Annotated in this window: 24 protein-coding genes; 11 read left to right on the top strand and 13 right to left on the bottom strand. The window is 35.2% G+C overall.

All coding sequences use genetic code 11. The features are described 5' to 3' along the window. Nucleotides 1-6: 6 nt before the first annotated feature. A complete protein-coding gene (locus I3217_RS06700) occupies nucleotides 7-1,281 on the top strand; it encodes an efflux RND transporter periplasmic adaptor subunit (protein WP_435048980.1) in 1,275 nt (424 codons plus the stop codon). 5 nt (nucleotides 1,282-1,286) lie between these two features. After that, a complete protein-coding gene (gene tsaB / locus I3217_RS06705) occupies nucleotides 1,287-1,961 on the top strand; it encodes a tRNA (adenosine(37)-N6)-threonylcarbamoyltransferase complex dimerization subunit type 1 TsaB (RefSeq protein ID WP_435048981.1) in 675 nt (224 codons plus the stop codon). 2 nt (nucleotides 1,962-1,963) lie between these two features. Here the strand turns inward: tsaB and I3217_RS06710 are convergent, their stop codons facing one another. The 3 genes from I3217_RS06710 to I3217_RS06720 form a co-directional block, all read right to left on the bottom strand. After that, the gene (locus I3217_RS06710) at nucleotides 1,964-2,776 is read right to left on the bottom strand and encodes a mechanosensitive ion channel family protein (protein ID WP_435048982.1); all 813 of its coding nucleotides are present in this window, start codon (nucleotides 2,774-2,776) and stop codon (nucleotides 1,964-1,966) included. A gap of 155 nt (nucleotides 2,777-2,931) precedes the next feature. Continuing rightward, on the bottom strand, nucleotides 2,932-3,135 hold the full coding sequence (locus I3217_RS06715; protein WP_435048983.1) for a dodecin family protein: 204 nt from the start codon (nucleotides 3,133-3,135) through the stop codon (nucleotides 2,932-2,934). 77 nt (nucleotides 3,136-3,212) lie between these two features. Continuing rightward, nucleotides 3,213-4,115, bottom strand: coding sequence for a NifU family protein (locus I3217_RS06720; protein ID WP_435048984.1), 903 nt, complete (start codon nucleotides 4,113-4,115; stop codon nucleotides 3,213-3,215). A gap of 274 nt (nucleotides 4,116-4,389) precedes the next feature. Here I3217_RS06720 and I3217_RS06725 point away from each other — a divergent pair, with 274 nt between their 5' ends. Continuing rightward, nucleotides 4,390-5,391, top strand: coding sequence for a PorP/SprF family type IX secretion system membrane protein (locus I3217_RS06725; protein ID WP_435048985.1), 1,002 nt, complete (start codon nucleotides 4,390-4,392; stop codon nucleotides 5,389-5,391). A gap of 19 nt (nucleotides 5,392-5,410) precedes the next feature. Next, nucleotides 5,411-5,923: a gamma carbonic anhydrase family protein gene (locus I3217_RS06730; RefSeq protein ID WP_435048986.1), complete on the top strand. Its 513-nt coding sequence runs from the start codon at nucleotides 5,411-5,413 to the stop codon at nucleotides 5,921-5,923. A 12-nt stretch (nucleotides 5,924-5,935) separates the two neighbouring features. Here I3217_RS06730 and murI read toward each other — a convergent pair whose 3' ends face one another. From murI to I3217_RS06770, 8 genes are all read right to left on the bottom strand, one after another. Then, a complete protein-coding gene (murI, locus tag I3217_RS06735) occupies nucleotides 5,936-6,715 on the bottom strand; it encodes a glutamate racemase (RefSeq protein ID WP_435048987.1) in 780 nt (259 codons plus the stop codon). A 63-nt stretch (nucleotides 6,716-6,778) separates the two neighbouring features. Beyond that, entirely contained in the window at nucleotides 6,779-7,288 is a 510-nt protein-coding gene (locus I3217_RS06740; protein ID WP_435048988.1) for an OmpH family outer membrane protein, read from the bottom strand. Between the two features lie 33 nt (nucleotides 7,289-7,321). Then, the gene (locus I3217_RS06745; RefSeq protein ID WP_435048989.1) at nucleotides 7,322-8,347 is read right to left on the bottom strand and encodes an OmpH family outer membrane protein; all 1,026 of its coding nucleotides are present in this window, start codon (nucleotides 8,345-8,347) and stop codon (nucleotides 7,322-7,324) included. Nucleotides 8,348-8,515: 168 nt separating this feature from the next. Further along, nucleotides 8,516-11,188 (bottom strand): outer membrane protein assembly factor BamA, encoded by a 2,673-nt coding sequence (gene bamA, locus I3217_RS06750; RefSeq protein WP_435048990.1) that lies wholly within the window; start codon nucleotides 11,186-11,188, stop codon nucleotides 8,516-8,518. Continuing rightward, the gene (locus I3217_RS06755) at nucleotides 11,121-11,804 is read right to left on the bottom strand and encodes an isoprenyl transferase (RefSeq protein ID WP_435049141.1); all 684 of its coding nucleotides are present in this window, start codon (nucleotides 11,802-11,804) and stop codon (nucleotides 11,121-11,123) included. The genes bamA and I3217_RS06755 overlap by 68 nt, the downstream gene beginning before the upstream one ends. Nucleotides 11,805-11,863: 59 nt before the next feature. Then, entirely contained in the window at nucleotides 11,864-12,556 is a 693-nt protein-coding gene (locus I3217_RS06760) for a DUF6089 family protein (protein ID WP_435048991.1), read from the bottom strand. 98 nt (nucleotides 12,557-12,654) lie between these two features. Beyond that, on the bottom strand, nucleotides 12,655-13,539 hold the full coding sequence (locus I3217_RS06765; RefSeq protein WP_435048992.1) for an NAD kinase: 885 nt from the start codon (nucleotides 13,537-13,539) through the stop codon (nucleotides 12,655-12,657). Between the two features lie 2 nt (nucleotides 13,540-13,541). Continuing rightward, on the bottom strand, nucleotides 13,542-14,201 hold the full coding sequence (locus I3217_RS06770) for an acetoin utilization protein acuB (protein ID WP_435048993.1): 660 nt from the start codon (nucleotides 14,199-14,201) through the stop codon (nucleotides 13,542-13,544). A gap of 91 nt (nucleotides 14,202-14,292) precedes the next feature. Here I3217_RS06770 and I3217_RS06775 point away from each other — a divergent pair, with 91 nt between their 5' ends. From I3217_RS06775 to clpX, 6 genes are all read left to right on the top strand, one after another. Then, nucleotides 14,293-15,006 (top strand): pyridoxine 5'-phosphate synthase, encoded by a 714-nt coding sequence (locus tag I3217_RS06775; protein ID WP_435048994.1) that lies wholly within the window; start codon nucleotides 14,293-14,295, stop codon nucleotides 15,004-15,006. A gap of 47 nt (nucleotides 15,007-15,053) precedes the next feature. Continuing rightward, nucleotides 15,054-15,818 carry an alpha/beta fold hydrolase gene (locus tag I3217_RS06780; protein ID WP_435048995.1) on the top strand — a complete coding sequence of 255 codons (765 nt, stop codon included), beginning with the start codon at nucleotides 15,054-15,056 and terminating at the stop codon, nucleotides 15,816-15,818. A 32-nt stretch (nucleotides 15,819-15,850) separates the two neighbouring features. Next, nucleotides 15,851-16,198, top strand: coding sequence for a phage holin family protein (locus I3217_RS06785; protein ID WP_435048996.1), 348 nt, complete (start codon nucleotides 15,851-15,853; stop codon nucleotides 16,196-16,198). Between the two features lie 160 nt (nucleotides 16,199-16,358). Continuing rightward, a complete protein-coding gene (tig, locus tag I3217_RS06790) occupies nucleotides 16,359-17,687 on the top strand; it encodes a trigger factor (protein ID WP_435048997.1) in 1,329 nt (442 codons plus the stop codon). A 94-nt stretch (nucleotides 17,688-17,781) separates the two neighbouring features. After that, complete coding sequence (gene clpP, locus I3217_RS06795; RefSeq protein ID WP_435048998.1) at nucleotides 17,782-18,456, top strand: ATP-dependent Clp endopeptidase proteolytic subunit ClpP; 675 nt, start codon at nucleotides 17,782-17,784, stop codon at nucleotides 18,454-18,456. 61 nt (nucleotides 18,457-18,517) lie between these two features. Continuing rightward, the gene (gene clpX, locus I3217_RS06800) at nucleotides 18,518-19,750 is read left to right on the top strand and encodes an ATP-dependent Clp protease ATP-binding subunit ClpX (protein WP_435048999.1); all 1,233 of its coding nucleotides are present in this window, start codon (nucleotides 18,518-18,520) and stop codon (nucleotides 19,748-19,750) included. 244 nt (nucleotides 19,751-19,994) lie between these two features. Here clpX and I3217_RS06805 read toward each other — a convergent pair whose 3' ends face one another. Then, entirely contained in the window at nucleotides 19,995-21,512 is a 1,518-nt protein-coding gene (locus I3217_RS06805) for a GH3 auxin-responsive promoter family protein (protein WP_435049000.1), read from the bottom strand. Between the two features lie 41 nt (nucleotides 21,513-21,553). Between I3217_RS06805 and I3217_RS06810 the strand changes: the two genes are divergently transcribed. Continuing rightward, on the top strand, nucleotides 21,554-22,348 hold the full coding sequence (locus I3217_RS06810; RefSeq protein ID WP_435049001.1) for a DUF2797 domain-containing protein: 795 nt from the start codon (nucleotides 21,554-21,556) through the stop codon (nucleotides 22,346-22,348). Nucleotides 22,349-22,412: 64 nt separating this feature from the next. Here I3217_RS06810 and rpsU read toward each other — a convergent pair whose 3' ends face one another. After that, a complete protein-coding gene (gene rpsU / locus I3217_RS06815; protein ID WP_435049002.1) occupies nucleotides 22,413-22,607 on the bottom strand; it encodes a 30S ribosomal protein S21 in 195 nt (64 codons plus the stop codon). Nucleotides 22,608-22,631 lie beyond the last annotated feature (24 nt).

Here is a 22,631-nt window from a genome sequence, read left to right on the forward strand (position 1 = left end):
TAAACTATGAACAGGAAAAAACTAATTGTATTAATTGCAGTTATTGCAGTTATTCTTGCCTTACTTATTGTAGGTAAAAAAGCAGGCTGGTTTGGTAAACAAGGTAATTTTAAAGCAGTAGAAACCAGTAAACTTACCAAGTTGGATATTAACGAAACCGTATCGGCAACAGGGAAAATTCAACCCGAGGTAGAGGTTAAATTATCCAGTGAGGTTTCCGGGGAAATTATAGAGTTACCTGTTCGCGAAGGTCAGGAAATTAAAAAGGGAGATTTATTGGTCCGTATTAATCCGGATATTTATCAGTCCAGTGTAAATCGTTCTCAGGCTACACTTCAAAATGCTAAATCTGGTTTAAATCAGGCTGAAGCATCTTTAAAAGAAGCAAAGGCCAATTACCAGCGTAATAAACAATTGTTTGATAAAGGGATAATCTCTAAAGCCGACTGGGATAAGGCTGTTTCTACTTATGAAATCGCAGAAGCCAATAAGGCAGCGGCATATTATAGCGTGCAAAGTGCAGGAGCTACAGTAACCGAGGCGAACGACAATTTAAACAGAACTACTATTTATGCTCCAATGAGTGGTACAATTTCTAAATTAGATGCAGAACTAGGAGAGCGAGTAGTAGGAACACAGCAGATGGCGGGAACCGAAATTATGCGTGTTGCCAATTTAAACAACATGGAGGTTGAGGTCGATGTGAATGAAAATGATATTGTTAAAGTAGAAATTGGGGATTCAACGATAGTAGAAGTAGACGCCTATTTAAAAAAGCAGTTTAAAGGAATAGTTACCGAGATTGCGAATTCAGCCGATGGTGAATTAACGTCTGATCAGGTTACTAATTTTAAGGTAAAGGTTAGAATACTGGAAGAGTCCTATGCAGATTTGATTAAAGGTAAACCGGCTTCTTATTCTCCGTTTCGACCAGGAATGACTGCTACTGTAGATATAATTACAGAAAAAAGAAAGGACGTTATAGGAGTACCAATTAGTGCCATAGTAGTTAAGAACGATACCACGCCAGTGAAACCTGGGGCACCAAAACCCGTAATTGCCGATTCTGATGAAAAATACGAATGTGTATTTGTTAAAGAAGGAGATGTAGCAAAAATAAGAGTAGTTGAAACCGGAATTCAGGACAATTCTAATATTGAAATTTTATCGGGCTTAAACGAAGGCGAGCAGGTTATTATAGGACCTTACAATACGGTTACAAAGTCATTAAACAGTGGCGATAAAGTAGAAGAAAAAGTAGAGGAAACTAAAGCAGATTAAGACAGGTGGCATTAATTTTAAATATAGAAACGGCAACAACAAACTGTTCGGTCTCATTATCTAAAGATGGTGAGACTTTTGCGTTAAAAGAAGATAACGATAAAAATTATTCTCATGCAGAACGTTTGCATACCTATATTGAGGATATATTAAAAGAGAATAATTTGCAGCCCGAACATTTGGATGCTGTTGCAGTAAGTAAAGGCCCAGGGTCTTATACAGGATTGCGTATTGGAGTATCATCGGCTAAGGGCTTGTGTTATGCTTTGAATAAACCTTTAGTGGCGGTTTCTACTTTAGAAGCCCTAGCGCATCAGGTAAATCGTAAAGACGGGGTAATTGTAGCCATGTTAGACGCCAGACGTATGGAAGTGTATTCAGCGGTATTCAGTACCGGTTTTGACGCGGTTAGAGGAATACAGGCCGAAGTTTTAACCGAAAACTCGTTTATTGAATATTTAGAGCAGGGTAAAGTCTATTTTGTTGGAAATGGTGTGGAAAAATCCAAAACTGTTATCCAGCACCCTAACGCTGTTTTTATAGCGGATAAACTGCCATCTGCTCGCGAAATGGGAACAATAGCTGAGGTAAAGTACAAAAAAAACGACATCGAAGATGTCGCTTATTTTGAACCTTACTATTTAAAGGATTTTGTGGCTTTAAAACCTAAGTCTAAATAAAATTAGGCTTGTTTTTGAATTTCAACCGAGTGCGGATAAGGAATCTCTATTCCGGCAGCATCAAGAGCTAATTTAATACTTTCGGTGTTTTCAAAATACACGTCCCAGTAATCGGCTGTTTTTACCCAACCTCTAACGGCAAAATTAACAGAACTATCGCCTAATTCGGTTACTGCAACCATAGGAGCCGGTTCCTTTAAAACTTTGCTGTTTCCTGTTAAAACACTCATTAAAACCTCTTTGGTTTTCTTAATGTCATCATCGTAGCTTACACCTACAACCATGTCCAGACGAATTTTTTCTTCGGCACTGTAATTTGTAATATTGCCATTAGATAATTGTCCGTTAGGAACAATAACAAGTCTGTTTTGAGGCGTATTTAATAAGGTGGTGAATATTTGTATTTCTTTAACTGTTCCAGCTTCACCTTGGGCTTCTATATAATCACCGACTTTAAAGGGTTTAAATAGCATAATTAAAACACCTCCGGCAAAGTTGGCTAAAGAACCTTGTAGTGCTAAACCTACGGCTAAACCGGCTGAAGCTATTATTGCAGCGAAAGAAGTGGTTTCTACACCTAACTTAGCGGCAACTACAATAAATAAAAGCGCTTTTAAAATCCAGTTAAGTAAATTGGAAAGGAATTTACGTAATGTAATATCTACATCGCGTTTTTCCATTATTTTTTTAGTCAGTCGTATTATCGTGTTGATAATAAATATACCGACAACTAAAATAATTAAAGCCGTAATTATTTTTGGGGCGTATTGAAACAAAGCATGTTTAAAAGAATCAATAAATTCAAGATTTTCCATATGTGTTGATTTTAAATGTATCACAAAACTAAAAAATACAATTCTAAATGTTTAAAGAATTAAAGTTAATTCTGGATAAAAATACTTGTAAAAATTAAAGCCGATTAACAAGATGTTAATCGGCTCTGATTTGTTGAATATTATAAGGTGCTAAATTATTGATCCACTTCGAAGGTTATTTTTACGTTTACCCGAAATTGATCTAATTTGCCATCTTTAACTGTTGCGCTCTGTTCCTTTACATAAACAGACTTAATGTTTTTTACAGTTTCGGCCGCTTGTGCAACAGCTTTTTGCGTGGCATCTTCCCAGCTTTTACCTGAGTTTGCAAGTATTTCGATAACTTTTAGTATAGACATAATATGTAATTTTAAGTGGTTGTCTTAAAGTTACAAATTAAAACTATACTTCGATGGTAATGAAGTGTTAAAGCGTATTAACCGTTAATGGCTTCTACTGTCTGTACCTTATCGGCCAACATTTCTTTTAACATGTTTTCAATTCCATTTTTAAGCGTGAATGTCGATGACGGACAACCGCTACATGCCCCTTGGAGTATTACTTTTACCGTTTTGGTTTCAGCATTGTAATCCTGAAATTCTATATTTCCACCATCACTGGCAACGGCAGGTTTTACATATTCTTCAAGAATATTTATAATCTCCTTCGATGTATCATCTAACGCTTCAAATTTTTGATCTACCTGAGCCGTGGTTTTTTCTAATTTTTCCGAAGCTTCAGGTCGAACAACGTCTTTACCTTGTTCTATAAATTGTCTTATAAATTCACGCAGTTCCATAGAAATATCCTGCCACTCGGCCATATCATATTTAGTAATAGATACGTAATTATGATCTATAAAAACACTTTTTACAAACGGAAAGTGAAACAACTCTGTAGCTAATGGCGATAATTTAGCCTCGTCTATGGAGGTGAATTCAAACATCGCCGGAACAAGTTTTTTATTAGCTACAAATTTTTGAACGGCTGGATTTGGCGTGCTTTCGGCATATACCGTAACGGCCGTTTTTTTAGGAGCCTCAGTTTCGGTAACCACAACACCACCTGTATTGAGATAGTCTTCAATTTGTGTAGCTACTTCAGCCTGTACATCTGGCCAGCTTACAATATTATAACGTTCTACAGCTATAAAATTGGCAGATATATACACCTTTTTTACAAAAGGCAGATAAAATAACTGCTGAGCTAGTGGAGACGATTTTGCTTCGTCGATATTGTTGTATTCGAAACTTTGATATTTAGTTATGAATTGATTTAATTCAAATTTTATAATTGCTGGATTGGTGGTTTCCTGTACAGAAACACTAAATGTTTTCATTACTTAAAATTTTTCACAAAAATACGAAAACTATTGGTCTCATAGGTAGGTTTCTAATTATAACAATGGAGTAAGTAAGTTTTTGTTCAATTAATTCGTTATTAAGGGGGTAAGGATTTGTTGGATATTTAATTTGCTTTAGGATTTGCGTAATATCGATAAAATATATCTGAAATCTATTGGTATTAATTTTTATATTTACAAACAAGATGGGAATAAAATTAATCCTATCTTCAACCCCTAATACCTACTAAAAGCTAACATTAACATTCAGATGAAATTTAAAACATTTAGGTTTTTCCTTTTTTTTATACTAACCATTTCTTTTTGTAATGCCCAGGAAGGGCTTCCAATTTATTCCGATTATTTAACCGATAATTACTATCTGATTCACCCGTCCATGGCAGGTGCGGCACGATGTGCAAAAGTTAGAGCAACAGGAAGACAGCAATGGTTGGGGACAGATAGTGCTCCGCAGTTATTAACTTTGAGTTACAACGGACGTATAGGCGAATCGCCTTCTGCTCTGGGAGGAATCCTTTATACCGATAAAAACGGCTATCATTCTCAGGTTGGGGGCTATGCTACTTATGCGCACCACATTATGTTTTCCAGAAATGAACTGGATTTAGAAATGCTGTCCTTTGGATTAAGTGCCGGAGCTATTCAGTATAAACTGGATGAAACTACATTTGTAAATGGCGGATACGATCCTATTATCTCGGGTATAGAGCAAAGCACCACTAATTTTAATGTCGATATAGGGGCGTCTTACCATTATTTAAGTACTTACTTTCATTTAACCGTGAAAAATTTATTAAAAAATGATGGCGTAAATAATGATATAGAAATTACCAATAATTTAAGACGTTACTTGTTTTCTGCTGGTTCTGTGTTTCGAATTGGGTGGGACGGTTTAAGTATAGAGCCTTCTGTATTATATCAGTACAAGGAAGGAACTAAAGAGTCTTTATTTGATTTGAACGTAAAAATGTATCAGCAATTTGACGTGGCTGAATTGTTTTTTGCATTGTCATACAGAAGAAGTATTGATGGTGCCGATTACTTTGATGGCACAGAAATTGTGAATGAAAAAGCACAGTATTTGTCTCCGGTATTAGGAGTACATTACGGACAATTTATGTTTGCTTATACCTATATGTATCAGGCCAATTCTATAGTTTTCGATAATGGTGGTTTCCATCAATTTACATTAGGATTTAATTTTAATTGTAGAAAGGTTAAGTACGAATGTGATTGTCCTTCGGTAAATTAAAATTCACAAAATTAATGTTATGATTATAAAAGCAGTAAACGGAAATATGCCTCAGATTCCAGAGGATTGTTTTGTTGCGGAAAACGCTACAATAGTCGGCGAGGTAAGCATGGGCGAAAACTGTAGTGTATGGTTTAATGCCGTAATTCGAGGTGATGTTCATTTTATAAAAATGGGCAATAAAGTAAATATTCAGGATGGGGCAGTAATACATGCTACCTACCAGAAATCGCCTACTACTATTGGTAATAATGTTTCTATAGGTCATAACGCCATTGTACATGGTTGTACGATTCATGATAATGTTCTTGTAGGGATGGGAAGTATAATTATGGATGACTGTGTTATAGAAAGTAATTCTATTATTGCAGCAGGGGCCGTAGTTACAAAAAATACTCATGTCGAATCCGGTAGTATTTATGCCGGTGTGCCTGCAGTGAAAGTGAAAGATATTAGTGAGGAATTAATCTCGGGAGAGATTAATAGAATTGCAGATAATTACGTAAAATATTCTGGGTGGTTTAAAGAGTAGGTTTTATGGTTTTTAAAACCTTAAAAAGTCAACTTTATAGTCGGCTCCTAATAAGTCAGCCATAACGGTAACGGAAGCATTAGTGTAAAACTGATGCTTTCCTTGTTTTAGAGAGGTATTTAATAGATTTTGCTGTTCTAAAACTGTTTTGGTTTGTCGTGCTACTGCTTCTCCGGAATCGATAATTTTAACTTGAGGAGGAAGTAATTCCAGAAGTAATGGGAGGAGATAAGGATAATGGGTACAACCAAGTACAAGATAATCGATATTAGCCTGTAGCATCGGCTTTAAATAGGCTTTTAAAAGGGTTTTCATCTCTTCACTCAAGGTTTGTCCCGATTCTATTAACGGAACTATCCCTTCTCCAATCTGTTCTATTATTTTTACATCAGAACCATATATATTAGCTGTATTATAAAATAACTGGCTGGATAAAGTGCCTTTAGTAGCCAATATACCTACAGCTTTGGTTTTCGAATTTAATGAGGCTGGTTTTATGGCGGGTTCAATACCTATAAAAGGGACGCTATAATGTTGTCTTAAATAGGAAATGGCATTTGTAGTTGCCGTGTTACAGGCTACTATAATTAACTTGCAATGCTGTTGTAAAAGCCATTCGGTGTTTTTTATGCTTAAATTAAGAATATCTCCTGGTGTCTTATTGCCATAAGGCGCATTGGCACTGTCTGCAAGGTAAATGGTGTTTTCGTGTGGTAAAAGGGCTTCTACTTCCTTAAAAACCGAGGTGCCTCCAACACCTGAATCGAAAATACCTATAGGCTGTGTGTTCATAGGTTCAAAAATAAAAAAAGCCGCTTTATTAAAGCGGCTTTTTTATGTACTTATTAAAAGAAATTAGAATCCTAATTCTTTCTTAACATCAGCTAATAAATTTTTACCATCGGCCATGATTACACCACTTCCTTGAGAAGAGTCTAATACGTAATCGAAACCTTGAGCTCTTGCTACTTTTAAAATTGCAGCTTTAGCTTTTTCGGTAATAGGCTTTAAAAGATCTATTTCTTTTTGTTGCATATCTTTTTGAGCTTGTGCCTGGTACTGACGGATGTTTTGCTCCATAGTTTGTACTTCCTGTACACGTTTTGCATTTTCTTCCTGAGTTTTTGTAGATGCCTCAGCGTCGTATTGCTTTACTTTAGTATCAAGCTCTGTAGCCATGTTTTTAATGTCTGCTTCGTAAGTCTTGCCTAATTTGTCCATTTGGGATTGAGCAGCTTTCATTTCTGGCATAGAGGAAACTAATTCCTGAGTGTTAATATGGGCAACTTTACTTTGTGCCTGTACAAAAGATGTTGCTCCAATAAATAAAGCAGTTGCAATTAAAAGGGTTTTGATTTGTTTCATTTTTAAAGTATTAATGTGTATAAAAAAATTTAGTTAATTACTGTCTTCTTCGTTATCTGTTTCTGTTGAATTATTTTGTTTTGCTTCGCGTTCCTGTTGTGCTTTTTCACGCTCTTCTAAAATACGTTGTTTGCGTTCTTCCAGTTCTTTTTGGCGTGCTTCGCGATCTCTAAGTTTTTGTTGTTTACGTTCTTCTAAAATTTGTTCTTTGGTTTTTGGTGTACCGTCCTCATTAAGCTCGGAGGGCTCTAAAGTATCATTATTTTCTGAAACTTTATTTCTAGCAGCTAATTTTTCTTGTCTTTCTTGTTCACGTTGGTCTATTAAGGCCTGTCTTTTAGCTTCAGCCTCGGCTTTTTTGGCTGCTCGCTCTTCCAAAATTTCCTGTCTGCGTTGATCCTCAAGTTGTTCTCTCGCTTCGCGTTTATCGTCTATAGCCTTTTGTCTTGCTTCTGCTTCCGGATTATAATCAGGAACGACATCTTCGTCTTCTGCAGCTCGACGTGCGGCTCTGGAGTCGGCCTGCTGGCGTTTAGAGGCTCTGCTAATACTTCTTAATACAAGTTCGCTAATATCGAAACGTTGTGCCGAGTACAGCATTACGACGTCTGCTGATTTATCAAAAACAAAATCGTATTGTTTGTTTGCGGCAATGTCTTGCACAGCTGCAAAAATTTGATCCTGAATAGGCTGAATTAATTGTTTTTTCTGAATCATTAAATCACCATTCGGACCAAAGCGTTTTTGTTGGTAATCCAGTATTTCCTTTTCTTCGTAATCGATATCTTCTTTGCGTTCTTCGTAAAGTTCTTTGGTTAAAAGCGCTTTTTCGTTACTCAGATTTTTACGTTTCTGTGCAATATCGGTAAGTTTAATTTCTATATCGCTTTTCCAGCGTTTTACCTTATCGTCTAACTGAGCTGTGGCTTCTTGGTATTCAGGAACATTTTCTAATATATATTCTGTATCTATATAGCCAATTCGCACGCCACGCTGGGCCTGAGATGTAAAGCTTAGTAAAGTAAATACAGTAAGTAATAATAGAACGTTTAGTTTCATTTGTTTCATATTTGTTATTTATCAACTGGTAAACTTTAAAAACGACAGAAGGTTTGATTTATTCTGTGCTTTCCTGAATTAAAGTTTCCAAAATTAACAAATTTTAACTTTATACCTTTTAAATCTTTATTTATTCATTATTGTGTTTGTGGAAAACATCATTTAGGTTTAGAATTGCTGACCAATGATGAAGTGCGTTTGCCATCCGCTTGGAGAAGCTTGTCCTGGTTCCGGATCGAAACCATACCCGAAGTCTATTCCCAGAAGTCCGAAAGCCGGCATGAATACACGTAAACCAACACCCGCAGATCGTTTTAACTGGAATGGATTATAATCTCTAAAGCTGTTAAATGCGGCTCCACCTTCTGCAAAGGTTAAAGCAAATATTTTAGCAGAAGCTTTTAAGGTAATCGGGTAACGTAATTCCAGAGAGAACTTATTGTATATTGAAGCTCCGTCACTTGTTACTTGCCCATATTTGTCTAAAGGCTGGATAGACTGGTTTGAGTACCCACGTAAGGCAACAGCTTCTCTACCATCCAGACTATAGCTACCTAGTCCGTCACCTCCAAGGAAGAAACGTTCAAAAGGAATTACACCTCTATCCTGGTTATATGCTCCTAGATATCCAAATTCAACAAGAGGTCTTAACACTAATTTACCAACGATACTGGAGTACCATTCTCCTTTGAATTTAATTTTGTAAAACTCTAACCAGTTGAAACGTTGCTGGTCGATTTCCTGCATTCTTGAATAGGCTGCTTGCTGATCGGATGATGAAGCGTCAGAGTCGTTATAAATTGCTTCATTATCTGAATATTCTTCAGATAACGCAGCGTAGTCTACGTTATTAAAGGCTGAATATGGTAGCGAAAATTTAGCACTTACGCTAAAGTTAGAACCGCCTATAGGGAAAATAGGGTCGTTATAAGTGTTGTTACGACTTAACCCAATAGTATAAGACAGGTTATTAGAGAATCCGTCACCAAAAGTAAATAAACCAGTATAGTAGTTCTTTAAGTTATAATGCTGGTAACTTAAGGCTTGCGATAGGGTGAAAAAGTCATCTGGAACAGATAAACGTTTGGCTAAACCAACGGAAACTCCTGTAATGTTAAAACGTTTGTCTTTATCTGCACGACCAGTAGAACTATCGTATAAAAACTGATTCGAGTGTGAAATAGAGGTTGAGAATTGTACTGGTTTTTTTCCTCCCATCCAAGGCTCAGAGAAGGAGAAGCTGTAGGTTCTGTAGAACTGGCTGGCCTGAAGTCTTAAGGATAGTTTTTGACCGTCTCCCATAGGAATTGGCTTGTAGGCTTTCTTATTAAAGATATCTTTTAAAGAGAAGTTGTTAAATGAAAGTCCTAAAGTACCTATGAAACCTCCTCCGCCGTAACCACCTTGCAGTTCAATCTGGCTGGAACCGGTTTCTACAACTTTATACTCCATGTCTATAGTACCTTCGTTAGGATTTGGGTTAACAAAATCTGGAGTGATTTGTTCGGCATCGAAAAAACCTAACTGACTTAATTCACGTACTGTTCTTACAACATTGGCTTTGCTGTAAAGTTCACCCGGACGCGTACGAATTTCTCTGTATATAACATGGTCGTTTGTTTTTTCGTTTCCGGATACGGTTACATGGTTAAAATAAACCGGTTTACCTTCAGAAATTCTAATTTCCATATCTATAACATTCCCATCGGCATTAGTTTCTACCGGGTTTATGGTAGAGAATAAATAACCGTTGTTTTGGTATAGGTTGGTAATGTCATTACCATCTGGTTTAGTGTTGTCTGCAATGCCTTTTTCTAATAAAACACCATTATAGGTATCTCCTTTTTTTACGCGTAATATTGAGTTTAACTGTTGATCTGAATATACCGTATTCCCGATAAAGTTAATGTTTCCGAAAGTGTATTTTTCTCCTTCTTCAACTTTTATGTTTAAAGAAACAGTTTCGTCGCTATTTACCGAGATACTATCCGAAATGATTCGGGCATCGCGATATCCGTTTTCTTTGTAGGTGTCTATAACACTAGTTAAGTCTTCCTTATAATCGGCTTCTATGTATTTTGAACGTTTCCAAACACGGTAAAACTTTTGCTCTTTCGTGTTTTTCATACTTCCTTTTAGCTTCTTGTCAGCTAAAACCTCGTTGCCCTCAAAATTGATATGGTCTATTTTTACTTTACCACCTTTGTCTATGGCTACAACCATATTAACACGTTGTTTAGCTATAGAGTCTTCAATAGGTATAGTGTTAATATTTACCTTAGTATTGTAATAACCATCTTTTTTGTATTTGTTGGTCAGGTAGTTTTTTGTAGTTGTAATAAGGTTCTCAGTAACTTTTACACCTGGATTTAAGGCGTTTTCTTTTATGATTTCTTCAGTTTTAGATTTTTTAACTCCTGTTATTTTTACCTCTTTTAGTTCTGGTAAATCGGATAAATGAATTTCTAAACTGGCAACATTATCATGAGCGTTTTTAATGTATATTTCAATGTCACTAAACAAACCAGATTTCCATAATTTCTTAATGGCATTACTGATTTCTTCTCCTGGAATTAGTAGTTCTTCACCTTTGCGAAGCCCCGAATAGGTAATAATAGTTTCCTCGCTGAAGCTGGAGTTTCCTGAAACAGAAATGTCCGAAATAGTATATTTTGTACCCGCATTTTGTGGTACCTGGGCATTAACGCAAATAGAGGTTAATGAAAGAAATAAAGTAAAAATGAAGGGTAAAAATGTTCTCAATGATATTGAATTAGCTAAGTTGTTCACTTGTTTTTCCAAAACGGCGTTCTCTTTTTTGATAGTCAATAATAGCATCATACAAATGTTGCTTAGTAAAATCGGGCCATAGTACTTGGGTAAAATACAATTCGGCATAGGCTATTTGCCAAAGTAGGAAATTGCTTATGCGTTGCTCGCCACTAGTACGAATAAGCAAATCTACATCTGGTAAATTACGCGTGTAAAGATGCTTATTTATAAATGATTCGTCAATACTTTCTGAAGAAATTATATTATTTTTAACTTTATCACTAATTTCTTTTACAGCCTGAATTAACTCTTCTCTGGAACCGTAGCTTAATGCCAGGGTTAAGGTCATTCTTGTATTTTTTGACGTTTTGGAAATAACCTCTTTTAATTCTTTAAACACTTTTTCTGGTAGCAGGGAAAGATTACCTATAGCGTTTAATTTTATATTATTGTCCTGAAGTGTTTTTATTTCTTTCTTTAAGGAACTAACTAAAAGTTTCATCAAAGTGTCTACTTCAAGTTTAGGTCTGTTCCAGTTTTCTGTAGAAAAGGCGTAAAGTGTTAAATTTTCTACACCTAATTCGGCACAGGCTTCCACGGTTTCTCTTACCGATTTAGTGCCGTTTTCGTGACCTATAGCACGAATTAATCCTTTTTGTTTAGCCCAACGCCCATTGCCATCCATGATTATGGCAATATGTTTGGGTAAAGTATTTGTATTAATCTTTTCCTTCAAAATTTTTTTTAATTAATGCAATAACAAGGGTTTCTACCAAAAGTGTAAGTAATGGTAATTCCGGTAAATACGTACCAGTCGTTATTGTTTAAATTACCAAAGCTATATTCTTCTTTTAAATAATCGTCTTTCGGGTTACTGCCATCTAAAGCATCAGAAAAAGTATAGCGAGCTCCAACTTCTGCTGCGATAATAAAACCGCCTGTTATTCTGTATTTGTAACCTAAGGTAATAGGGATGCCTAGTATCCAGCCTTTTGTTCCAGTTAATTCTTTAGAATTTCCATCAAAATAGAAATCTCTTTGCAAGGCAGCGCTTAATCCGCTGTAAATGTATGGGGTGTGAGGGTGTCCTGATTTGTGTAAATCAAAATCAAAAAACGTGTATTCTAATCCGGCTGAGAGTTCTCCTATTGTTCTGTCTGTAAAGTTTAATCCTCTTGCTTTACGTTTGGGGTCATCAGATTTTAAATCATCAGCCTCTAAATCTGTGATAATACCTGTAATTCTCCATGAATGTCTTGGGCTGCGATTCCACTTTAAAATACCTCCAAAAGCAGGACTGTTTGGGTTTATATAATATGTACTACCAACATCTCCTATAATGTTACTGCCGCCTAAAAACACGCCAATTTCGTAGTTTTGCGCATAGTTGGATTGTAGGAAAAATATACTGATAATGAATATGGTTATGTACCTCATACGATTTAAAGTTTGCAAATATAACAAATAAGATTAGCTCTTAACAAATTGAAAGAATTTGTATTAGTGTAAAAACTAAAATTGAGTCTGTTTATTGTTTAATTGCGTTTATCTTCTCCCCATAATAGTTTTTTTCTTAGGGTCCTCAAAAAGCTGTCATTTATTAACTCTATCATTTTTATATTGAATGCAGCTTTTTTTATGGTTAAAATGGTTTCGTTGTCTATAGTTGCAATTCTGGAGTCTAAAGAAACTAAATAATTATTTTCTCTACCACTAACTTTTAATTTAATTTCTGTAGAATCTGTAATTACTAACGGTCGGGCATTTAAATTATGTGGGGCAATAGGAGTTAATACCAAGCTATTAGTATCTGGTGTTATAACCGGACCACCACAACTTAAAGAATAGCCTGTCGAACCTGTTGGTGTTGCAATTATTAAACCGTCACTCCAGTACGATGTTAAATATTCATTGTTTAAGTAAGTTTCTACAGATATCATGGAGGTTGTATCTTTTCTGCTTACCGCAATTTCATTAAGCGCATAATTCATTTCCGAAATATCTCCGTTTTTAGGAATGGTAGTTATTTCTAAAACACTACGTTCAGAGATTTTGTATTCTCCTTTCAGGATATCATCTATAGCAATTTCTATGCATTCTTTAGGTATGGTAGCAAGAAAACCCAAACGGCCGGCATTTATTCCTACTATGGGAATGCCTAAGTCTTTTATAAAGGTTACAGCTCTTAAAATAGTGCCATCTCCACCTATGCTAATTAAAAGGTCATAGGTGCTGTCCAGAAGGTCGAATGTATTAAAGGCATAAAATGGTTCGTCGTTTTCAAGTTCGTCGTGAATGAGTTTGAAAAACTGGCGTTCTATATAGATATCGGCATTTTTATTTAAAAGATGCTTTAAAAGGATTTCGACAGGAATTTCTGAGTGTTTATGATAAAATTGTCCAAAAATGGCGATCTTCATAATTAAATGTTTAAATATTTATTTAAATAATCCGATCGGTCTTTTAAGCTTTCCAAATACGTGTCGTCTTCATGTCCGGAAATAATATTGTAACTGTAGCGTCTAAAAGTTTGTATAATTTCGTTTAAACCAGAATTGCCAATTTTTAGGGTAAGTTGCACTAAATCGTTTTCAGATTTGGAGATAAATACACCTAATAATTTGCCGTTGTTAGACTCTACAATCTGACTTATTTCACTAAACGAATAGTCGTCCAGTCCTTTTTCAACAACCAGAATACCTCCTGCTTCAGCAAAAAATGGAGTCTGATTAAACAGAGAAATAATATCGTTTAATTCGTAATAGCCCAGGTAAGCGTTTTTGGCGCTAAGTACCGGCATGATATTGGTAGAATTTTGAGCGAATGCTTCTAGGACATCCAACCAATTGGTGTGCTCTCTAACAAAAAAACCTTCCGCAGCGTATTTAAAATCAGACAACGTTTTATCGCTTTCAAAACAATAAGCATCAGCTTCAGACATGCAGCCAATATAAAATTGGGCTTCATTAATTACCGGAATGTGAGAATAAGTAAGCTGATTAAAAAGTAATTGCATGTCACTTACTTTATCAGTTACCTCCAGAGGTTTAATGTCGTTTATAATATATTCAGAAAGATTCATTTTTCCTAGGTTTACGCGTATGCAAATTAATTAAAAAATAGTACAATAAGCCTGTACTACTTTGTATTTTTGTCATACTAAATAAGGATTCATGACAAAATTAAGTGTAAATATTAATAAGATTGCAACATTGCGAAATTCCAGAGGAGGCGATTTGCCTAATGTTGTGCAATTTGCAAAGGATGTGCAGCGATTTGGGGCAGAAGGTGTAACTATACACCCTCGACCAGACGAACGTCATATTCGTTATCAGGATGTGTACGATTTAAAACCGGAAGTATATACCGAATATAATATAGAAGGTAACCCAATTAAAAAATTCATGGATCTGGTTTTAGAAGTAAAACCTACTCAGGTAACTTTGGTACCGGATGCAGATGATGCGATTACCTCTAACGCAGGGTGGGATACCATTAAACATAAGGATTTCTTAATAGATGTAATTAATGAATTTAAGGCTAATGGGATTAGAACTTCTATTTTTGTAGATCCTGATCTTAATCAAATTGAGGGAGCTAAAGCAACAGGGACAGACCGTATAGAATTGTATACCGAAGCGTTTGCCCATCAATTTAGTTTAGGGAACTCCGATATTATAAAACCGTATACAGAATGTGCAATTCTGGCTGAGCGCTTAGGGTTAGGTGTAAATGCGGGGCACGATTTGTCTTTGGAAAATATTAAGTTTTTTAAAGATCATATTCCTGGTTTGCTGGAAGTGTCTATCGGGCATGCGCTAATTGCAGAAAGTCTATATCTGGGCATAGAAAATGTGGTTAACCTGTATTTAAATAAATTAAAATAAAAACTGATTGTTGTATTATGGATCAGTTTTCAATAAAATAAGATTAAATGTCTTTGTATTCTAATATAATAGGAGAAGGAAAACCTTTTGTAATTCTTCATGGGTTTTTAGGGATGAGTGATAACTGGAAGACTCTTGGAACTAAATTTAGTGAGGGGCAGTTTCAGGTTCATTTAGTGGATCAGCGAAATCACGGACGAAGTTTTCATAGTGAAGAATTTAGTTACGAAGTATTGGTAGAGGATTTAAAAACCTATTGCGAAGAAAATAATTTAAGAGATATAGTGCTTTTAGGGCATTCAATGGGGGGGAAAACCGCTATGCTGTTTGCGGTAAAATATCCGGAGTATGTTTCTAAATTGATAGTTGCCGATATTTCGCCTCGATTTTATCCTGTACATCACGATGCTATTTTAGAAGGTTTAAGTCAGTTGGATTTTACAGTTTTAAAAAGTAGGGGAGAGGCCGATAAGGCTTTGGCGAATTATATACCTGATTTTGGTACACGCCAGTTTCTGCTAAAGAATTTGTACTGGGTAGAAAAAGGAAAATTAGGATTGCGAATGAATCTTGAGGTGTTAAAAGCTCAGGTTTCTGAAGTTGGAGAAGCGCTACCCATGCATGCGAAATTTGATGGAGATACCTTGTTTTTAAGAGGAGATAAATCTGAATATATAGCTATGCAGGACGAAACTTTAATTAAAGCACATTTTCCAAAAGCGCAAATTGTAACCATAAAAAATGCAGGACATTGGTTGCATGCCGAAAATCCGGAAGATTTTTACAGTGCTGTAATACAGTTTGTTTCGTAATTTAATTGTAAATTGGTTAAAACTTTAACCATATGAAAACCATTATTAAATTTCTTTTAACCGCATTTATTGTGGTTGTGCTGGCTAATATTTTGTCAGGAGTACATGTAGATAGTTTTTTAACAGCATTAATTGTTGCTGTTGTTTTATCGGTATTAGATGTGTTGGTTAAACCTGTTTTAACCATTTTAACCTTTCCAATTACTATAGTTACTTTGGGTTTGTTTTTACTGGTAATTAATGGAATAATTATATTGCTGGCCGGAAAATTAGTCGGCGGGTTTCATGTTGATTCTTTTTGGGTAGCAGTGTTGTTTAGTGTGCTATTAACTGTGCTGCAATCTATAATATACGGTCTCGTTGGGGATGATAAAAAGTAGTCTGAAATACAAGACGTTAAAAACTTTGTCGGGTTGTAAAAATGTTGTATTTTTGCAGCCCGTTTTTAATTAAAAAAATCAAGAGAATCTGCTTTGCAAAATTATAATATTAAGCGATTCTTTATGTTAAATGCCCAGACTGGGTTTTATATCATTTAAAATGAATATTACAAGAGAAAACATCGATGCATTAAATGCTGTAGTAAAAGTAGATATCGCGAAAGAGGATTATAGCGATAAAGTTGAGAAAATCTTATCAGATTACAGAAAGACAGCTAACGTACCTGGTTTTAGAAAAGGTCACGTGCCAATGGGAATGGTTAAAAAGCAGTATGGAAAAGCAGTGTTGGTAGACGAGGTTAATAAATTATTACAAGACGCTCTAAACAAATATTTAACAGAAGAGAAGTTAGACGTTTTAGGTCAGCCGCTTCCAAAAACTCAGGATGCTATAGACTGGGATTCTGAAGCTTTTACGTTTGAGTTTGAATTAGGATTATCTCCGGAATTCGAAGTAGAATTAAAAGGGAAAGATGCTATTACCCAATACAATATTGTTGCAGATGATAAAATGATCGATGAGCAAATCGAGCGTATTCAAAAACAGTATGGAAAATTAGTATCTCAGGAAGTTATAGAAGAAGATAGTGAGATCACTGGAACGTTTAAGAACGAAGAAAAAGAAATAGAAAACACAGTAACCTTAACTTTAGATAAATTTAAAGGAAAAGCAAATGCTAAGAAATTTATCGGTGCTAAAGTAGGAGATGTTATTACATTAAAAACTAAAGGACTTTATGATGACGAGCATGAATTAATGCACGCTTTAAAATTAGGTCACGATGAGGTTCATGGTTTAGAGATTGAAGTAACCTTTACTATTACAGAAATTAATAAGAGAGAGCTTGCTGATTTAGATCAGGAGTTGTTCGATAAATTATTTGGAGAAGGTGTAGTTAAATCTGTAACTGAATTAAAAGATAAGATTAAAGAAGATGCTGAAAAGCAATTCGTACAACAAGCAGATCAGAAACTTTTAAATGATGTAACAGAATATTTAGTAGATAATACTAAATTCGATTTACCGGCAGAATTCTTACAAAAATGGATTCAGGCAGCAGGAGAAAAACCTCTTGATGACGCTGAAGCTAAAGAAGAATACGAAAAGTCTGAGAAAAGTATGCGTTACCAGTTGATTGAAGGTAAATTAATCGAGGCTAACGATATTAAAATCACGATGGATGATATTAAAGATCATGCTAAAACCATGATTAAGGCACAAATGGCTCAGTTTGGTCAGTTAAATCCAGGAGATAAAGAATTGGAAGATATCGCTGCTCGTGTGTTATCAAACCAGGAAGAAGCGCGTCGTATTTCTGAACAAATCGTGAGTCAGAGATTATTAGCAGTTTATAAAGAAAAAGCTAATTTAGAAGTAAAAGAAGTGACTTATGAAGACTTTGTAAAGGAAGTTTACGGAGACAAATAAGATCCTTGTTTTAAAGAATAATCATTATATTTAGGCGTTGAATAGGGTTTTATTCAGCGCCTATTTTATTCAATTATTTAATTAAAATAACATTATGGATTACGCAAAAGAATTCGAAAAATTCGCTATAAAAGACCAAGGTATAAGCAGTACATATTACAATAAAATAATTAGTAGTATGTATCCTACCAATTTAACCCCAAATATTATTGAAGAACGCCAGATGAATATTGCGATTTTCGATGTGTTTTCGCGTTTAATGATGGATCGTATCATTTTTTTAGGTACAGGGATTAATGATCAGGTGGCAAATATCATTCAGGCACAGTTATTGTTCTTAGAAAGTACAGATGCATCTAAAGATATTCAAATCTATATAAATTCTCCGGGAGGAAGTGTTTATGCAGGTTTAGGTATTTACGATACGATGCAGTTTATTAAGCCGGATGTAGCAACAATTTGTACAGGTATGGCAGCGTCTATGGGGGCTGTATTACTTTGTGCGGGGGCTAAAGGAAAGCGTAGTGGGTTAACCCACTCTCGTGTTATGATTCATCAGCCTTTAGGAGGAGCTCAGGGACAGGCAAGTGATATTGAAATTACGGCAAGAGAAATTTTAATACTAAAAGAAGAATTATATAAAATTATTAGCAAACATTCGGGTCAGGATTATGATAAAGTGTATGCTGATAGTGATCGTGATTACTGGATGAAAGCAGACAAAGCTAAAGAATACGGTATGATTGACGAAATATTAGTAAGAAGCTAATACCTTTAATAGATTAGAGATCTTAGATTTCTATTTTAGAAAAGAAAATTAAACAAATTTTATGGCAAAGGAAGAATTAGAATGTTCGTTTTGTGGAAGAAAAAAGCCTGAAACCAATTTATTGATTGCGGGTCTGGATGCGCATATTTGTGATCGTTGTATCGAACAGGCTCATGGTATTGTTTTAGAAGAATCCAAGCAGATAGATAACAGTGATTTGTCGGCTGAATTAATGCTGCGCAAACCACTTCAAATTAAAGGGTTTTTAGACGAATATATTATTGGTCAGGAAACTACTAAAAAAGTGATGTCTGTAGCGGTCTATAACCACTACAAACGTTTACTACAAACACCATCTAAAGATGATATTGAAATTCAGAAAAGTAATATCATGATGGTAGGGCAAACAGGTACAGGTAAAACATTAATGGCTAAGACTATAGCTAAAATGTTAAATGTGCCTTTAGCTATTGTAGATGCTACTGTTTTAACAGAGGCTGGGTATGTTGGAGAAGATGTGGAAAGTATTTTAACAAGACTTCTTCAGGCAGCCGACTATAATTTGGAAAAGGCAGAAAAAGGAATTGTCTTTATTGATGAAATTGATAAAATTGCGCGTAAGAGTGACAATCCATCAATAACAAGAGACGTATCTGGAGAAGGGGTGCAGCAGGCTTTATTGAAACTATTAGAGGGTACAACTGTAAATGTACCGCCAAAAGGAGGAAGAAAACATCCCGATCAGAAATTTATAGAAGTTAATACAGAAAACATTTTGTTTATTGCAGGTGGTGCTTTTGACGGTATTGAGCGCAATATTTCTAAGCGATTAAATATGCAGGCTGTAGGATATAGTGCTTCAAAGTCAGACGATGTGATCGATCATAATCACCTACTACAATATATCATTCCGAAAGACTTAAAAGACTTTGGATTAATTCCGGAAATTATAGGTCGTCTTCCTGTTTTAACTTATATGGATCCACTAGATGCAAAAACTTTAAGATCTATATTAACAGAGCCTAAAAATGCAATAATCAAGCAGTACGAAAAGTTATTTGAAATGGATGATATCGAATTTCAGATTACCGATGGTGCTTTAGACTTTATAGTTGAAAAGGCTATTGAATATAAGTTAGGAGCTCGTGGATTACGATCGTTATGCGAGGAAATTTTAACCGATGCCATGTTTGAGTTACCTGGAACTGAAGAAAAGGAACTTAAAGTAACTAAGACCTATGCAGAGGCTAAATTAAATAAGTCTACAATTAAGAAATTGAAAGCAGTATCTTAATATCTGTTTCTGTTTTTAAAGCATAAAAAAAACCACTCAATTCGAGTGGTTTTTTATTTTGGTTGTTCGGAATAATTTGTTTTTTAACATACTGTAAAGCAACCGATAACCGATTAATAGCAGATTAAATTTAGAGCGAAACTTAGGATAAAAAAAGGTTTCTTCTGTATATTAGTTATATGTATACTATTAATCGATGAAGTGATTGTCGTTAACTTGTTCTTGGGCTTTGATCATCAGTTTGTTAACTAATGTTTAGCTCCAGTAATTCGTCTATGTACTCTCTGGAGTTAGATAGTCTTGGTATTTTATGTTGCCCACCTAATTTGTCTTTTCTTTTAAGCCAGTCATGAAACAGGTTGTATCTGGCAATATTTATTTTAGGTCGGTTTAAAGTTATGTTATTATAGCGTTTAGCTTCATAATCGGAATTTAATGCTTTTAAGGCATTGTCCAGTAGTTCATTAAAATAGTTAATGTCTTCAGGTTGTTTTTTAAATTCTATAATCCATTCGTGGGCTCCTTTTTCTTTGCCTTCCATAAAAATAGGAGCGGCGGTGTAATCAACAATTTCAGCTCTGGTGCGTTTACATACTTTTTTTAGGGCTTCTTCGGCATTTTCTATAATTAATTCTTCACCAAAAACATTGATGTGATGTTTAGTGCGTCCAGATACTTTAATTCGGTAAGGCGAAATAGATGTAAATCTAACCGTGTCGCCTATCTTATAACGCCATAATCCGGCGTTGGTAGTAATCACAACTGCGTAATTCTTACGAAGCTGCACTTCGCTAAGCGGAATAATTTTTTCTTCAGGAGTGTTATAGGTTTCCATAGGAATAAATTCGTAAAATATCCCGTAATCTAACATTAGGAGTAATTCTTTAGAGTTGTTACTGTCCTGAATTGCAAAAAAGCCTTCCGAGGCATTGTAGATTTCGTAGTACCTGAACGATTTACTTGGAAATAGATTTTTGTATTGATCGGCATATGGAGTAAAGCTTACTCCGCCATGAAAGTATACCTCTAAATTAGGCCAGACTTCTAAAATGTTTTGTTTGCCTGTAGTTTCTAAAACATTATTTAATAGCACCAGCATCCAGGACGGAACGCCAGCAAGACTGGTAACATTTTCTAAAATGGTTTCATCTACAATGGCCTGCATTTTAGTTTCCCAGTCGTTCATTAATGATACTCGGTTACTTGGAGTACTGCTAAATTCGGCCCAAAGCGGCATGTTGTCAATTAAAATTGCCGATAAATCGCCGAATACAGTGCCGTTTTCTTTGTAAAGTTCTTTGCTGCCACCTAGCCGTAAACTCTTTCCTGTAAAGAGTTGCGAGTTTTCGTTGTTATTCAGGTACATACACAGTAAATCTTTACTGGCCGCATAATGACAATCTTCAAGAGATTCAATGCTAACCGGAATAAATTTACTTTTTGAACTGGTGGTGCCACTGGATTTAGCAAACCACTTTATTGGAGAAGGCCAGAATATATTCTGTTCACCTTGCCTAGCACGTTCTATGACGTCCTGATAATCTTCGTAAGTAGAGATGGGCAGACGTTCGCTAAATGTCTTGTAGTTTTTTATTGAATTAAAATCGTATTTCTTGCCAATTTTTGTGTCTTTTGCAGTTTCAATTAAATTTAAAAGGAGCTCTTGCTGTACCTCATTTGGGTATTTTAGAAATAATTCAATTTGGTGAAATCTTTTTTTTAAAAACCAAGCAGCAATTGAATTTACTAAAGGAATTGGCATATTTACATTATCTTTAAAACCTAAAAATAATACTTTTTTTTATGACTTACCAAGGTGTGCTTTCAAAAATGGAAACCGAATTTGCTAAACCTATTCAGTACTATTTAGTGTTTAAAGACGACTTTATAAACATGAATCAAATGCTTAATAAAACAATAAGAATTCAATTTGTTAAGTATGAGTGTTTAAACTGTGGCTTGGATAAAAAAATATACCGTCAGGGATTTTGTAAAAGCTGTTTTTTTGACATACCTCAGGCTGCCGATTGGATTATGAATCCGGAATTAAGTAAGGCGCATCTGGATATTGAAGATCGGGATTTGGCTTACGAGAAACAAGTGCAGTTACAACCGCATATTGTGTATCTGGCTAATTCAAGTAGTGTAAAAGTAGGGGTGACGCGTAAGGCACAAGTGCCTACACGGTGGATAGATCAAGGAGCTCACGAAGCGATTGAGATTGTGGAGGTTCCTAATCGATATTTGGCAGGTATAACTGAAGTTGCTTTAAAGGAACATGTGGCCGATAAAACCAATTGGCGGACCATGTTAAAAAATGAAATAAAAGATGAAAATTTAGTAGCGTGGCGAGATAAACTTAAAACGTTTATACCAGAGGAAGCCAAATCGTACTTTATTGAGTTTAATGAAGAAACCGAAATGGAATTTCCTGTATTGAAATATCCGGTAAAGCCTAAGTCTTTGAATATCGAAAAAGTTCAGGATTATACAGGAGTGCTAAAAGGAATAAAAGGGCAGTATCTTATTTTTGAAGATGATACCGTTTTCAATGTTCGTGGTAATGAAGGTATGTATGTGTCTATAACCTTAGTATAAAAGTTTATAAAACACATTAGGAGGTAAAAGAGTTTTACCTCCTAATGTGTTTATTTTAATAGGTCTAAATTTCTTCTTGATCTCTCAAGCCTTGAATATAAGCAGCTTTTTGAACTTCACGTCTTCTTTTAACCGACTTTTTAGTGAAAAACTGATTTTCTCTTAAGTTTTGCATCACCTTTACATTACGGTGTTTTCTTTTATAGCGCTTAAGAGCACGTTCAATCTGTTCTCCGTCTTTTACAATAATCTTTAACATAATATTTATTTTTATCTTTAATAA

Source organism: Formosa sp. S-31 (assembly GCF_051172795.1).
Classification (GTDB): Bacteria; Bacteroidota; Bacteroidia; order Flavobacteriales; family Flavobacteriaceae; genus Formosa.

Bases quoted from the DNA above. Each gene is read 5' to 3' on its own strand.
- I3217_RS06700 (WP_435048980.1), top strand. From the start codon at position 7: ATGAACAGGAAAAAACTAATTGTATTAATTGCAGTTATTGCAGTTATT.
- I3217_RS06710 (WP_435048982.1), bottom strand. From the start codon at position 2,776: ATGGAAAATCTTGAATTTATTGATTCTTTTAAACATGCTTTGTTTCAA.
- I3217_RS06715 (WP_435048983.1), bottom strand. From the start codon at position 3,135: ATGTCTATACTAAAAGTTATCGAAATACTTGCAAACTCAGGTAAAAGC.
- I3217_RS06720 (WP_435048984.1), bottom strand. From the start codon at position 4,115: ATGAAAACATTTAGTGTTTCTGTACAGGAAACCACCAATCCAGCAATT.
- I3217_RS06725 (WP_435048985.1), top strand. From the start codon at position 4,390: ATGAAATTTAAAACATTTAGGTTTTTCCTTTTTTTTATACTAACCATT.
- I3217_RS06730 (WP_435048986.1), top strand. From the start codon at position 5,411: ATGATTATAAAAGCAGTAAACGGAAATATGCCTCAGATTCCAGAGGAT.
- murI (WP_435048987.1), bottom strand. From the start codon at position 6,715: ATGAACACACAGCCTATAGGTATTTTCGATTCAGGTGTTGGAGGCACC.
- I3217_RS06740 (WP_435048988.1), bottom strand. From the start codon at position 7,288: ATGAAACAAATCAAAACCCTTTTAATTGCAACTGCTTTATTTATTGGA.
- I3217_RS06745 (WP_435048989.1), bottom strand. From the start codon at position 8,347: ATGAAACTAAACGTTCTATTATTACTTACTGTATTTACTTTACTAAGC.
- bamA (WP_435048990.1), bottom strand. From the start codon at position 11,188: ATGATGCTATTATTGACTATCAAAAAAGAGAACGCCGTTTTGGAAAAA.
- I3217_RS06755 (WP_435049141.1), bottom strand. From the start codon at position 11,804: ATGGATGGCAATGGGCGTTGGGCTAAACAAAAAGGATTAATTCGTGCT.
- I3217_RS06760 (WP_435048991.1), bottom strand. From the start codon at position 12,556: ATGAGGTACATAACCATATTCATTATCAGTATATTTTTCCTACAATCC.
- I3217_RS06765 (WP_435048992.1), bottom strand. From the start codon at position 13,539: ATGAAGATCGCCATTTTTGGACAATTTTATCATAAACACTCAGAAATT.
- I3217_RS06770 (WP_435048993.1), bottom strand. From the start codon at position 14,201: ATGAATCTTTCTGAATATATTATAAACGACATTAAACCTCTGGAGGTA.
- I3217_RS06775 (WP_435048994.1), top strand. From the start codon at position 14,293: ATGACAAAATTAAGTGTAAATATTAATAAGATTGCAACATTGCGAAAT.
- I3217_RS06780 (WP_435048995.1), top strand. From the start codon at position 15,054: ATGTCTTTGTATTCTAATATAATAGGAGAAGGAAAACCTTTTGTAATT.
- I3217_RS06785 (WP_435048996.1), top strand. From the start codon at position 15,851: ATGAAAACCATTATTAAATTTCTTTTAACCGCATTTATTGTGGTTGTG.
- tig (WP_435048997.1), top strand. From the start codon at position 16,359: ATGAATATTACAAGAGAAAACATCGATGCATTAAATGCTGTAGTAAAA.
- clpP (WP_435048998.1), top strand. From the start codon at position 17,782: ATGGATTACGCAAAAGAATTCGAAAAATTCGCTATAAAAGACCAAGGT.
- clpX (WP_435048999.1), top strand. From the start codon at position 18,518: ATGGCAAAGGAAGAATTAGAATGTTCGTTTTGTGGAAGAAAAAAGCCT.
- I3217_RS06805 (WP_435049000.1), bottom strand. From the start codon at position 21,512: ATGCCAATTCCTTTAGTAAATTCAATTGCTGCTTGGTTTTTAAAAAAA.
- I3217_RS06810 (WP_435049001.1), top strand. From the start codon at position 21,554: ATGACTTACCAAGGTGTGCTTTCAAAAATGGAAACCGAATTTGCTAAA.
- rpsU (WP_435049002.1), bottom strand. From the start codon at position 22,607: ATGTTAAAGATTATTGTAAAAGACGGAGAACAGATTGAACGTGCTCTT.